Source organism: Paenarthrobacter sp., from assembly GCF_031180005.1.
Lineage (GTDB): Bacteria > Actinomycetota > Actinomycetes > Actinomycetales > Micrococcaceae > Arthrobacter.
The window spans coordinates 40,970-52,784 of the sequence record NZ_JAPSHI010000008.1; the positions used below are offsets into that span (position 1 = coordinate 40,970).

10 protein-coding genes are annotated in these 11,815 nt (G+C 62.0%); 4 read left to right on the plus strand and 6 right to left on the minus strand.

Going from position 1 to position 11,815, the window contains the following annotated elements; translation table 11 throughout:
• Window positions 1-37 precede the first annotated feature (37 nt).
• A complete protein-coding gene (locus tag RIF72_RS08035; RefSeq protein WP_309074305.1) occupies window positions 38-1,849 on the minus strand; it encodes an AMP-dependent synthetase/ligase in 1,812 nt (603 codons plus the stop codon).
• Window positions 1,850-2,037: 188 nt separating this feature from the next.
• Between RIF72_RS08035 and RIF72_RS08040 the strand changes: the two genes are divergently transcribed.
• Window positions 2,038-3,096, plus strand: coding sequence for an ROK family protein (locus RIF72_RS08040; protein WP_309074306.1), 1,059 nt, complete (start codon window positions 2,038-2,040; stop codon window positions 3,094-3,096).
• Window positions 3,097-3,126: 30 nt separating this feature from the next.
• Here RIF72_RS08040 and RIF72_RS08045 read toward each other — a convergent pair whose 3' ends face one another.
• From RIF72_RS08045 to RIF72_RS08055, 3 genes are read right to left on the minus strand one after another with little or no spacing between them, the layout of a single operon-like run.
• Window positions 3,127-3,633 (minus strand): hypothetical protein, encoded by a 507-nt coding sequence (locus tag RIF72_RS08045; RefSeq protein WP_309074307.1) that lies wholly within the window; start codon window positions 3,631-3,633, stop codon window positions 3,127-3,129.
• Window positions 3,620-4,423 (minus strand): alpha/beta fold hydrolase, encoded by an 804-nt coding sequence (locus RIF72_RS08050; protein WP_309074308.1) that lies wholly within the window; start codon window positions 4,421-4,423, stop codon window positions 3,620-3,622. The genes RIF72_RS08045 and RIF72_RS08050 overlap by 14 nt, the downstream gene beginning before the upstream one ends.
• Window positions 4,420-5,208, minus strand: a complete 789-nt coding sequence (locus RIF72_RS08055; protein WP_309074309.1) for an alpha/beta fold hydrolase — start codon at window positions 5,206-5,208, stop codon at window positions 4,420-4,422. Before RIF72_RS08055 ends, RIF72_RS08050 begins: the two co-directional genes overlap by 4 nt.
• A 110-nt stretch (window positions 5,209-5,318) precedes the next feature.
• On the opposite strand from RIF72_RS08055, the gene RIF72_RS08060 reads away from it, so the two are divergent.
• Together RIF72_RS08060 and RIF72_RS08065 are read left to right on the plus strand one after the other, a co-directional pair.
• Window positions 5,319-6,110, plus strand: coding sequence for a lysophospholipid acyltransferase family protein (locus tag RIF72_RS08060; protein ID WP_309074310.1), 792 nt, complete (start codon window positions 5,319-5,321; stop codon window positions 6,108-6,110).
• Window positions 6,111-6,176: 66 nt separating this feature from the next.
• Window positions 6,177-7,580 (plus strand): class II 3-deoxy-7-phosphoheptulonate synthase, encoded by a 1,404-nt coding sequence (locus RIF72_RS08065; protein WP_309074311.1) that lies wholly within the window; start codon window positions 6,177-6,179, stop codon window positions 7,578-7,580.
• 54 nt (window positions 7,581-7,634) lie between these two features.
• Here the strand turns inward: RIF72_RS08065 and pknB are convergent, their stop codons facing one another.
• Both pknB and RIF72_RS08075 read right to left on the minus strand, forming a co-directional pair.
• On the minus strand, window positions 7,635-9,719 hold the full coding sequence (pknB, locus tag RIF72_RS08070) for a Stk1 family PASTA domain-containing Ser/Thr kinase (protein WP_309074312.1): 2,085 nt from the start codon (window positions 9,717-9,719) through the stop codon (window positions 7,635-7,637).
• 75 nt (window positions 9,720-9,794) lie between these two features.
• Window positions 9,795-11,138 (minus strand): LysM peptidoglycan-binding domain-containing protein, encoded by a 1,344-nt coding sequence (locus RIF72_RS08075; protein WP_309074313.1) that lies wholly within the window; start codon window positions 11,136-11,138, stop codon window positions 9,795-9,797.
• Between the two features lie 258 nt (window positions 11,139-11,396).
• Between RIF72_RS08075 and RIF72_RS08080 the strand changes: the two genes are divergently transcribed.
• Window positions 11,397-11,750, plus strand: coding sequence for an Rv2175c family DNA-binding protein (locus RIF72_RS08080; RefSeq protein WP_309074314.1), 354 nt, complete (start codon window positions 11,397-11,399; stop codon window positions 11,748-11,750).
• The last annotated feature ends 65 nt before the right edge of the window (window positions 11,751-11,815 follow it).

Genomic DNA, 11,815 nt, shown 5'->3' on the forward strand with positions numbered 1-11,815 from the left:
GGGTACTTTTTTGCTACTTCTGGCTGAAACGCCGTGGCTAGGACGCCCTGGGTGCTGTGTACATTTCCTCGATGACGGCGTCGAAGTCCTTCATGACCTGGGCACGTTTGACCTTGAGTGATGGCGTCAGGTGACCTGAGGCTTCGGTGAAGTCCGCCGGGACGATCCTGAAGGACTTGATGGCCTCAGCCTGGGAAACGGACTGGTTGGCCTTGCTGATGAGCTCCTGAACCGCTGCCTTGACCACGGGGTGATCGGTGGCCTCGGCCACCGACGTGCTGGCGGGGAGTCCGTGCCGGTCCAGCCAGCCCGGAAGCGCTTCCTCGTCCAGGGTGACCAAGGCTCCGATGAACGGACGGTTGTCGCCCACTACAAGAACCTGGGAAACCAACGCGTCTGCGCGGATTTGGTCCTCCAACAGGGCAGGAACCACGTTCTTTCCACTGGCAGTAACGATGATTTCTTTCTTACGGCCAGTGATCTTGAGGAAGCCGTTGTTGTCCAGTACGCCGATGTCACCGGTGCGGAACCAGCCGTCAGCAAACGTTTCGTCGGTGAGGTCTTCCCTCTTGTAGTAGCCACGCATGACGCAGACACCCTTGGCGAGGATCTCGCCGTCGTCGGCGATCTTGACCGAGTTGCCCGGCAAGGGGGCGCCTACCGTGCCGATCTTGATCATGGACGGCGTGTTCACGGAGATCGGCGCCGTGGTCTCGGTCAGGCCGTAGCCTTCCAGGATCTGCAGGCCGATGCCTTGGAAGAAGTGCCCCAGCCTTTCACCCAACGGGCCGCCTCCCGAGACTGCATGGGCAACATGGCCGCCCATGGCCGTACGGAGCTTCCCGTAGACGAGTTTGTCGAACAGGGCGTGCTTGAGCTTCAAACCAAGTCCCACCGAACCGGACTCGCGTGCTTTGGAGTAGGCGATCGCAGTATCCACTGCGCGGTGGAAGATGGCTCCCTTGCCACCGTCCTCTGCTTTGGTCAGAGCTGAGTTGTAGACCTTCTCGAAGACCCGGGGTACAGCCAGGATGAACGTCGGCTGGAAACTCTGGAGGTCGGGCAACAGATGCTTGATGTCCGGAGTGTGCGCTACCTTCACGCCGCCGGCCACGGCAAGCACGGAAATAAAACGTGCAAAGACGTGGGCCAGCGGGAGGAACATGATGGTTTTGGCTGACTCATTGACGACCTCCGGAAGTGCCGCACGGGCATTCTCTGAGAGTTCCACAAAGTTACCGTGGGTCAGTTCGCAGCCTTTGGGCCTGCCGGTGGTACCGGAGGTATAGATAATCGTGGCGAGATCCTTGAGCCCGGCTGAGGAACGGCGGGACTCGAGTTCGTCGTCGGGGACGCCTGCACCTGCAGTGCGAAGCGCATCGAGTCCGGCGCCCTCAAGCTGCCAGACGTTGGCCACCGACGTGATGTCCTCCGCAGCCACAGCCTGGCGGATAACGTCCTCATGGTGCGCTGCTTCGCCGAAGGCTGCCACAGCGCCTGAGTCGCCCAGGTTCCATGCCACTTGTGAAGGCGACGACGTTTCGTAGATCGGGACGGAGACGGCACCGGCAAACCAGATGGCGAAGTCCACAAGGGACCATTCGTACCGCGTGCGGGACATGATGCCCACACGATCGCCCACGCCTACTCCACTGGCAATGAGGCCCTTTGCCAAGGCCCTCACGTCCTGTAGAAAGTCCTTGGCACGGATGTCCTGCCACTGCCCATTGCCATCCAGCTTGGAAAACAGCGCAGGGTTGGATGCTTTTTCTGCCTCCCGGATCACGAGGTCCGTGATGTTGGTTTCCGGGGCGATGTTCACTAGGGGAGGAACACTGATTTCACGCACGGTAGCTCCTTTGATATCCACGGGCCACGAGGGGCTGCTTCCACTCTAGTATGCCCGCTCGCGGAGGTGTGTTCTATTTCACCTACTGGCGAGTAACTTTACGGATGAGCGGTCATTTCAAGCAACTCGATGCCGTCTGTGCCCCTTCGATGCCGGTGCTGCTTGGCCCTGCGGAATAGGATGAGGGGATGCCCGCACTACGGTCCAGTTCCCTGGTCAGACCCAAGCCACCGGCCTCGGCATGGAGGGACGTGCCTTGGGCCGCCCGACGAAGCCACTTGGGCCGCCGCGGACTGGCGATCGGGATCGACATTGGCGGCACCAAGGTGGCCGCCGGCGTTGTGGATGCCGAGGGTCGGGTCCTCGCCGATGCCCGCAGGTCCACGCCGGGCGCGGACCCGCGGGCCGTCGAGCAGACCATTGTGGAGCTCGTAAACGAACTCAGCGCAGGCCACCGGATCGCTTCAGTGGGGATCGGCGCCGCAGGATGGATGGACCTCGATGGCGGCACGGTGCTGTTCAGCCCCCATCTGGCGTGGCGCAACGAACCATTGCGGGAGAGCCTCCAGAAGTTGCTGAGACGTCCCGTCCTTCTCACCAATGACGCCGATGCTGCGGCATGGGCGGAGTGGCGCTTTGGCTCAGGCCAAGGTGAAAGCCGCCTGGTCTGTATCACCCTTGGGACGGGCATTGGAGGTGCCATGGTCATGGATGGCAGGGTGGAACGGGGACGCTACGGCGTGGCCGGGGAATTCGGGCACCAGATCATTTTCCCCGGGGGCCACCGCTGCGAATGCGGTAACCGCGGTTGCTGGGAGCAGTATGCCTCCGGCAACGCCTTGGGCCGTGAAGCCCGGCAGCTGGTGCGGACCAATTCCCCCGCGGGCCGTGCTCTATTGGAGAAAGCGGGCGGGACCGCGGAAAACCTGTCGGGCGCAGCCGTGACCTCGCTGGCACTTGCGGGCGATGCCACGTCCCGAGAACTCCTCGCCGACCAAGGCGAATGGTTGGGCCTGGGGTTGGCCAACCTAGCAGCAGCACTTGACCCCGGGATGTTCGTCATAGGTGGGGGGCTGTGTGACGCAGGGGAGTTGCTCGCCGGACCTGCCCGCGAGTCATTCGCGAAGAACTTGACAGGGCGGGGTTTCCGTCCCATGGCGAGGATTGAGCTCGCGGCCCTGGGCCCGCGTGCCGGCATGATCGGCGCAGCAGACCTGTCACGCGTCAGTGGACGGGCGCGCAGCTAAGCAGGCCACGCTGGGAACAGCTGTGTGCACCTAGAGGCGGGCGCCGTCGTCGTCCTCATTCTTTTCCTGCGGAAGCCGCATGATGAGGTAGACCACCGATGCCACGAAAATGGCGACAATGCCAAGAATTGCCGTCAACGGTGCCGACCGCCAAAACATGGCTGTGAAAAGCAAAGCGATGGGTCCGCCCACAGCACCCACCCACGCCAGCATGACCAGCGGCTCGGTTCCCGCAAGGCTGGGGGGATCCTCAGGAATGAAGGCGTGGTCCTCGTCCTCGACTTCGAAGTCCCGAGGCCCGGACGGCCGGATTCCGGCTTCGGCATCGGCGCGGACTGACGCATCAGGTACCGGTTCCGGGGCAGGGGCGGACAGTCCTAGTGGATCGAAGTCCTTGAAAGTCCTTGCGGACTCTGGTTGACGCCCCGCTTCCGGGCCCGACTGTGTCGCCTCCAGCCGGGCCACCAGATCCTGCCACACGGCGTCGTCATCTTTGTTGGCGCTTTGATCAGCAGAATTGGGATCAGGCCTGTTCATGGGCTGTGTCCTTTTCGGGGGAAAGCCCGTGCCCGGCCAGGGCCGCTACGGTCTTCTGAATAAAGTCGACAGTCCCGGAAAAAATCTCGGGAGCGTCATTATCAAGGGTGGCCACGTGGTGGCTGTTGTGGAGGTAACTGATATCCACCGGTGCCTGAACCCGGGAGCGGAGGAACTCCAGGCTTGCGTTCGAGATGACGTTGTCCACCGTGGACTTGTAGACCCGGACGGGTGAGCTGATGCGCGGCAGGATGGCCGCCGTGTCCTTGTACATCTTCTTTAGCTGGTGGGCGGCCGCAACGGGCGTCCGGGCGTAGGCGCCTTCATCCTGGTCCGGTTTGAGGATGTCGTTGGCGATGGCCGGAGTCGTCTTCACTACATACTTGAGGGCAGCGACAATGACAGCCCGCGGATCGTCCAGGACCAGTCCGGGGTTCACCACCACTGTGCCTGCAACGGGGCGCGTCGCAGCTATCCGCAAGGCCAAGGTTCCGCCCATGGACAAGCCGGCAGAAAAAACGTAATCGCACTCGGAAGCCAGCTCAAGGTACGCATCATCAACGGCACGGTGCCACTCCCGCCACGAGCGGGTGGCCATGTCCTGCCACGTGGTGCCATGACCGGGCAGCAACGGCAGTCGGACGGCGTAACCGGACGCAGCAAGGTGTTGGGCCCACGGCCTGACGCTGTGCGGGCTTCCAGTGAACCCGTGGGACATGACCACACCAACACGAGGACCGGCACCCTTCCAGCTGCTGTGGAACGGCGAAAAGTCGGGGAGCATTTTCATGATGACTCTGAGGCTACTCTGTCCCCGGCACGCTGGCGGAAAAAGCCGGCTGATTCTTCAAAAATGGTGGGTGCGTCAACATCCAAGGTGGCTACGTGTCCGCTGTGCGGAAGCGTGACAACTTTGAGGCGCGAGGAGTCGATGTACTTGCTGATGGTGGCCAATGAGCTCGGCGGGATGACGTCGTCAACCGAGGATTTGAATACCAGCGCGGGAGCCTCCACGTGCGGTAGGCCCCGGGTAGCTGCGCGGAAGAGTTTCTTGAGTTCATGGACAGCCTTCAGCGGCGTCTTGGAGTAGTCGCCTTCTTCGATCGTTATGGGTGCGGGCCTGTCCTCCACTATGGGGGTAGTAGTGCGCATGACGTACTTCAACGCTGCTACATACCGGACGCGGCGGTCGTAGAAGCTCAGCCCCGGGTTCACCAAGACCAGCCCGGAAACTTCATGGCGGGAGGCCACCCGCAGAGCCAAGGCTCCACCCATGGACAGGCCCGCCACGAAACACGTCTCCGTGTTCGCTGCAAGGTCGAGGTAACTCTGCTCAAAGGTCCGGTACCAGTCCTGCCACCTTGTGGTGGCGAGGTCATGCCAACTGGTGCCGTGCCCGGGAAGGAGGGGCACAGACACCGCGAAGCCCTGCTTGGCGAGGTATTCGGCCCAGGGGAGGACGCTGAGGGGGCTTCCGGTGAAACCGTGGCAGATTGCCACGCCGATGGATGCGTTGGCTCCATGTCCGGCATGGTGGAAAGCGAGCGGCGCGGCGGGTTTGTTGCGTTCCGTCATGTGTCCATCGTGTCACTGTTCCTGACATTTCTCACTGGAGTAGGGTTGCTGTTGAGTGCCGGCCGGGTAGCCCGGGTGCATGCCAACCAATCGGCCGTGAGAGGACAACCGTGTTCTATTGGGTCATGAAGAGGATCTTTCTCGGTCCCATCCTCAAGCTCCTGTTCCGTCCCTGGGTGAAGGGACTGGACAACGTCCCTGACAGCGGAGCTGCCATCCTGGCCTCCAACCACTTGTCCTTCTCGGACTCCATCTTCCTGCCCCTGATGGTTCATCGTCCGGTGATCTTCCTTGCTAAGTCCGAGTACTTCACAGGCAAGGGGCTCAAAGGACGGCTCACTGCGCTGTTTTTCAGACTGAGCAACCAGCTGCCGATGGACCGTTCAGGCGGCGCAGCCTCGGAAATGTCGCTGCAGGCAGGCAAGGACGTCCTGAACTCCGGCGGCCTTCTGGGGATCTATCCGGAGGGCACCCGTAGCCCCGATGCCCGGCTTTACCGTGGCAAAGTGGGCGTGGCCAAACTGGCACTGCAAACACGTGTTCCCGTGGTGCCCGTGGCAATGATCGGGACGGAGAAGGTCCAACCCATCGGCAAACGCCTGCCCACCATCCGCCGGATCGGCCTTATTTTCGGGCAACCTCTGGACTTCAGCCGCTATTACGGCATGGAAGACGACCGGCTGATCCAGAGGGCTGTGACCGACGAAATCATGTATGAACTGATGCGGCTTTCCGGCCAGGAATACGTGGACGAGTACGCAGCGGTGGTCAAGGCCCAGTTGGCCGGCAAAGGCCCGGAACCGGTCCATAAGATTGAGGTTGCCGAAGACGCCACGTCCGACATTGCTGAGGACAGGGATGAACCCCGGAGCGACGGGAACGGATCAGCGGAGAAACTGTGACGTAGGCGGGGGCATCAGTTACGGCTGCAGTCCCGCAACCTTGCCGTGGGCTACTACTCTTGAAGGGTGACTGAGCTAACCGCGAACACCGCACCCTCCGCAGCAGATCCTCTCGCCAGTACCGCCCAGAGCGGGGCAGCGAACTATCCCGGGCTCGATGCTTGGCGGGACCTGCCGATTTCCCAGCAGCCAACATGGTCCAACACTGAAGTCTTCAAGGCTTCCGTCAAGGAGCTCTCGGTGGTGCCGCCCCTGGTGTTCGCCGGTGAAGTGGACGTCCTGAGAGAGCGCCTTGCCGCGGCTGCCCAGGGCAAAGCCTTCCTCCTGCAGGGTGGTGACTGCGCTGAAACCTTTGAGGCAGCTACCGCGGACAAGATCAGCGCCCGGGTCAAGACGATCCTGCAGATGGCCGTGGTGCTCACGTATGGGGCTGCCATGCCCGTCATCAAGATGGGCCGGATGGCAGGCCAGTTCGCGAAGCCGCGCTCCTCCAACGACGAGACGCGCGACGGCGTGACACTTCCCGCATACCGCGGCGACATCGTCAACGGCTACGACTTCACGCCGGAATCCCGCGCACACGACGCCAGCCGGATGCTTCAGGCGTACCACACGTCTGCATCCACGCTGAACCTTATCCGCGCCTTTACCCAAGGCGGCTTCGCGGATCTTCGCCTGGTTCACCAATGGAACAAGGGGTTCACCGAGAACCCGGCACACGCACGCTACGAATCGCTGGCGCGCGACATCGACCGTGCCATCAGCTTCATGGACTCCTGCGGTGCCGACTTCGAGGCACTCAAGCGCGTGGAGTTCTTCGCCAGCCACGAAGCACTGCTGCTCGACTATGAGCGCGCGCTGACACGCATCGATTCCCGTACCGGCCTTCCCTACGACACCTCCGCGCACTTCCTGTGGATAGGGGAGCGGACCCGCGAGCTGGACCACGCCCACGTGGATTTCCTGTCACGCGTGCGGAACCCCATCGGTGTCAAGCTTGGCCCCACCACCAGCGGCGATGACGCCCTGCGCCTGATCGATAAACTGGACCCCAACCGCGAACCGGGCCGTCTCACGTTCATCACCCGGATGGGCGCCGGCAACATCCGTGAAAAGCTGCCGGCCGTCGTCGAACGCGTCACTGCATCCGGCGCGCAGGTGCTGTGGGTGACCGACCCGATGCACGGCAACACAGTCACGTCTCCCAACGGCTACAAGACGCGCAACTTCGATGACGTCATTGACGAAGTGCGTGGATTCTTCGAGGTACATCACGCCCTGGGCACGGTACCGGGTGGACTCCACGTTGAAATGACCGGCGACGACGTCGCCGAGTGCTTGGGCGGCGCTGACCCGATCGACCAGGACGCATTCCTGGACCGTTACGAGTCAGTGTGCGATCCCCGCCTGAACCACATGCAGTCCCTTGAGATGGCGTTCCTGGTGGCAGGAGCCCTATCCAAGAGATAGAGACACAAATAGGCGCGGTCCGGATTCCCGGACCGCGCCTTTTTTGTGGTTTGGCTAGACAACAGTCAGGGTGACCACTGAGTCTTCCGGTATCTCGGCATTGACGGGGTTCTGGTCCCGGACGGTGCCGAAGAAGCCACCCAGGATTTTGTTGACCTCTACCTTGAAACCGAGCCTTTTCAGTTCCTTTTCAGCTTCATCGGCCTGTTTGCCGATGAAGCTGGGCACCTTCACCAACTTTGGCCCCTTGGACACGGTGAGCGTCACCGCTTCGCCGCGGACAAGGGTTCCATTTGCCGGTGTCTGGGAAACCACAGCCCCGTTGGGGACCGTCTTGTCATTCACCGTCTCCGGAGCGATAACTGCCTTAAGCCCGGCATCCTGAATAGCCTTGACGGCTGCGTCCTGAGTCAATCCGCGCACATCGGGAACAGGAATGGGTTGGGGTCCCTTGGAGACCACCAGCGACACGGGGGTGCCGTGCCTCACCTCGGTACCCTTGGCAGGGTCCTGGGAAATTACGACGCCGGCGGGAACCTTTTCGTCGAAGGCATGCGTGACGTTACCGAGGGCCATTTCTGCGGAATTCAAGGCAATCTTTGCCTCTTCCAGGGTGCCACCGGTCAGTCCGGGCAGGGCGAAAAGCTGGGCGCCTTTGGAGACGAAGAGCGTGATGGATTGGAATTTCCGGACCTCCGTGCCGGACTCCGGTTCAGTCCCAACGGCCAGCCCTGCAAGGATGTCGTCGTCGAAAACATCCTTCGGTTCTGATTGGAAGCCGGCGGTACGGAGGAGTTGTTGTGCCTCGGCCACGGTTTTGTTCTTGACGTCCGGAACGGTTCCAGGCGATCCGGGTCCCATCCCGAAGAACCAACCCGCCGACGCGGCAAGCGTTGCAAGGATGACGATCACGATGGTCCAGATAATGCCGCGGCGGCGCGGGTTGCCCTCACGTAGCGGGCGACTAGGAGTGGCGGCGGCTCGTGCGCGGTCTTTGCTCTCTTGCCGTTCGAGTCTCTTCAGCACCCGCTTGCCGGGCTGGCGCACGTCCAGGTCATTGCCCGGACCAACAGCTGCGGCTTGCGGCCTGACTGGAACACCCGCGGCCATGATGGTGGTGGGGTTGCTCTGGTGCGTGATCATTTCCGTAGGCGAGGCCGTGGAGGCAATGGCTTCTGTGGGGTTCTCACCGGAAACGCCTCGCACACCGGACCCGCCAAGTGCCGTTGCAGCCGCGGTGGGCGCGGGGGAGTCGGGCAATCGGGACGACGCTTGCTTGCGGTCCAGTTCTTCGTCCGTCAGTGTAGTGCGGATGTGACGGAGCTCGGTCAGCAAAGCTGCACCGTCTACAGGCCTGTTTTCCGCATCTACCGCCGTGCACCACTGCACCAGTTCATCCAGGTCCCCGGCGAGGCCGGGAGCGGCCTCTGAAGGACGTCCCACCACAGCATTGACGTGCTGGTAGGCAACCTGGATAGGGGAGTCTCCTGCGTAAGGTTGTTTGCCCGTCAACATCTCATAAAGCATGATGCCCGCCGAGTAGATGTCGCTGCGGGCATCGGCCGGCTGGCCGAGAACCAGCTCGGGGGCCAAGTAGGCCACGGTGCCGATCAGGGCACCCGTGCTGGTGTTGGCGGATATCGCCCTGGCCAGTCCAAAGTCACCAACTTTGATGCGTCCGTCTTCTGCAATGAGGACGTTCTCAGGCTTGACGTCACGGTGGATCAGACCCGAGCGGTGAGCGGCAGCCAGACCCTCAATGACGGGATCTATCAGGGCCAAGGCAAGGCGGGGCGGCAAGGCGCCCTGTTCGTTAAGGGTGTCACGAAGGGTATGCCCCTTGACATACTCCATCACCAGGTAGGCGATATGGCCATCCTCGCCTTGGTCGAGTACCCCGACGATGTGGGGGTGCGAGAGGCTCGCGGCGGCCTTTGCTTCGCGGCTTAGCCGCTCAAGGAATATGGGATCGTTAGCCAGATGTGGGTGCAGGACTTTGAGGGCCACGTCGCGCTCCAAGCGCTGGTCCGTGGCCAGGTAAACAGTGGACATACCGCCCCGCGCCAAGCGCGAGCGGACCGTGTATCGGCCGTCTACGGTTGTCCCGATGAGGTGGTCCTGCGTTGGTTCTTGCACCATACGATCCTAAACGAGGCAGGGAAGGGGCCCGAATCCACAACGGATCCGGGCCCCTTCAAAGGTGCAGTTGATGGCCTAGCCAAAGGTGCGCTGGCGGGCCTTGATCGATTCGACGTAACGCTTGGTGTCGTCGTACATGCCGTACTTGCTGACCGAGTACTGACCTTGGTAGTACCCGGCAATCGCGGTGTCCAAGTCCTTGCTGGTAGCAATGAGAGTCCGGATGATAGCGACACCTGCGGTGGCGTTGTCGTACGGGTCCAGGAGGTTGAGCTTGCGACCCACGAGGTCGGACGCCCACTGACCGGACGAGGGAATAACCTGCATTGTGCCGATTGCATTGGCGGGGGACACTGCCCGCTGGTCAAATCCTGATTCTTGCTCGGCGAAGGCCAAAGCCAGGGAAGGACTGACGCCCATGCGCCGGGCCGTGTCAGCTACGATGCTCTTCATTTCGGCACGGCTGGGCACAGGCGAGGCGTTGAGCAAGGCCTTGTTCTCGTTGGCCGAGCTGACAACTGCCGGCGGGTAGGTGAAGCCCAGGAAAGTGCTGGGCACCAGTGGCTTGGTGTCACCGGCCGGCTGCAAGCCGGCGCCGGGGATGGTGAGCTTCTGGCCCGGATAGATGACGGTGGTGGCTGTCACGTTATTGTTGGCGGCCATCAAAGCAGCCAGGGAAACCCCGTGGCGGGACGCGATGGAACTGAGGGTGTCGCCCGCTTTGATGGTGTAGGAACCTGTGCCGGCCAGCGGGGCGGGTGCAGGTGCCGGCGCTGGTGCTGCAGGCGCTGAAGGTGCGGATCCGCCACTGACCTTGATCTTCTGCCCGGGATAAATGATGGAGCTTCCGTTGAGCCCGTTCCAGCTGAAGATGCTGGACAGCGGAACGCCGTGTTTGGCTGCGATGCCACCCAGAGTGTCTCCGGCGACCACGGTGTAGACGGTGGCGCTGCCCTGGGTGCTGGGCACACTGGGGGCGGTTGGGGCAGGCTGCGCGGGCGCAGCCGTGGCTGTGCCCTTGAGCTTGATGGTCTGACCCGGGTAGATGAGCGTGGTGGCGGAGAGCTTGTTCAGCTGGAGAACGGCCGTCGTGTCCAAATTAAAGCGGCGCGCGATGGCGCTGATCGTATCGCCGCGCACGATCGTGTAAGTGTCCGGTACGGACGGAGCCATCGGGCGCAGGGCTGCAGGGATGGTGCTTGCAACGGCCTGTGCGGGAATGACGGAGCCCACGTTGACTGCCTGCGCTTTCATGGCCGCAGCGAGCGTAGCCGGAATCTTTCGAGGCTGAGGTGCCGGTGTTGCCACTGACGGTTGGGCCAGGGCAAGCGAGGACAAAACCACGGCGGGAAGCGCAGCCGTGGTTGCCGCGATGACCGGCATGCTCATGGTTCGTTTCGGCGAGCGGGGCGTCGTCATGAAATGTGTCCTCATCTCAAACAGCTGGGGGGATTGTTAGCGCTGTTGTCAGTGTTACCAATGTTGTTGATGTTATCAATGATGCAAATGTGATCAGTGTGAATCTCTCACACTTAGTCGATGAGCACAACAATTCCTGTCAAACCGGACAAATAGCCACAATTGAGATGGCCGGAAATTGGGACTGCACAGTGGTCCGGAGGTATCGGCGTGGACTCCGGCTATGCGCCGGGCGGGGCGGCGTGGCAACCTTGATCCGTGAGTAATGTAGAAAGCCTTGTTTCCGACTGGCTGCCGCTGCCGGATGTCGCCGAACTGTTGGAAGTTTCCATCACCAAAGTCCACGGACTTCTGGATGAGCGTGCGCTTGTCGCCATCCGGCGGGGAGAACGGAATATCCGCTCAATCCCTGCCCTCTTTATCCAGGACGGGCATGTTGTAGACAGCCTGAAGGGAACCGTTGCGGTTCTCAGCGACGCTGGTTACAACGACGAAGAACTGATCATCTGGCTGTTCACCCCCGACGAGTCATTGCGGGGGCGTCCCATTGACGCCCTGCGAGAGGGGCGTAAGACAGAGATCAGGCGCCGCGCCCAGTCACTGGCCTGGTAACAGCGCCTCCTGAACGGGAGGCCGGAAAACGCGGACGACGGCGGTGAATCACCGCCGTCGTCCCA

Excerpts from the sequence above, each read along its gene's own strand:
- RIF72_RS08075 (WP_309074313.1), bottom strand. The coding sequence starts at position 11,138 with ATGACGACGCCCCGCTCGCCGAAACGAACCATGAGCATGCCGGTCATC.
- RIF72_RS08045 (WP_309074307.1), bottom strand. The coding sequence starts at position 3,633 with ATGAACAGGCCTGATCCCAATTCTGCTGATCAAAGCGCCAACAAAGAT.
- RIF72_RS08055 (WP_309074309.1), bottom strand. The coding sequence starts at position 5,208 with ATGACGGAACGCAACAAACCCGCCGCGCCGCTCGCTTTCCACCATGCC.
- RIF72_RS08050 (WP_309074308.1), bottom strand. The coding sequence starts at position 4,423 with ATGAAAATGCTCCCCGACTTTTCGCCGTTCCACAGCAGCTGGAAGGGT.
- pknB (WP_309074312.1), bottom strand. The coding sequence starts at position 9,719 with ATGGTGCAAGAACCAACGCAGGACCACCTCATCGGGACAACCGTAGAC.
- RIF72_RS08040 (WP_309074306.1), top strand. The coding sequence starts at position 2,038 with ATGCCCGCACTACGGTCCAGTTCCCTGGTCAGACCCAAGCCACCGGCC.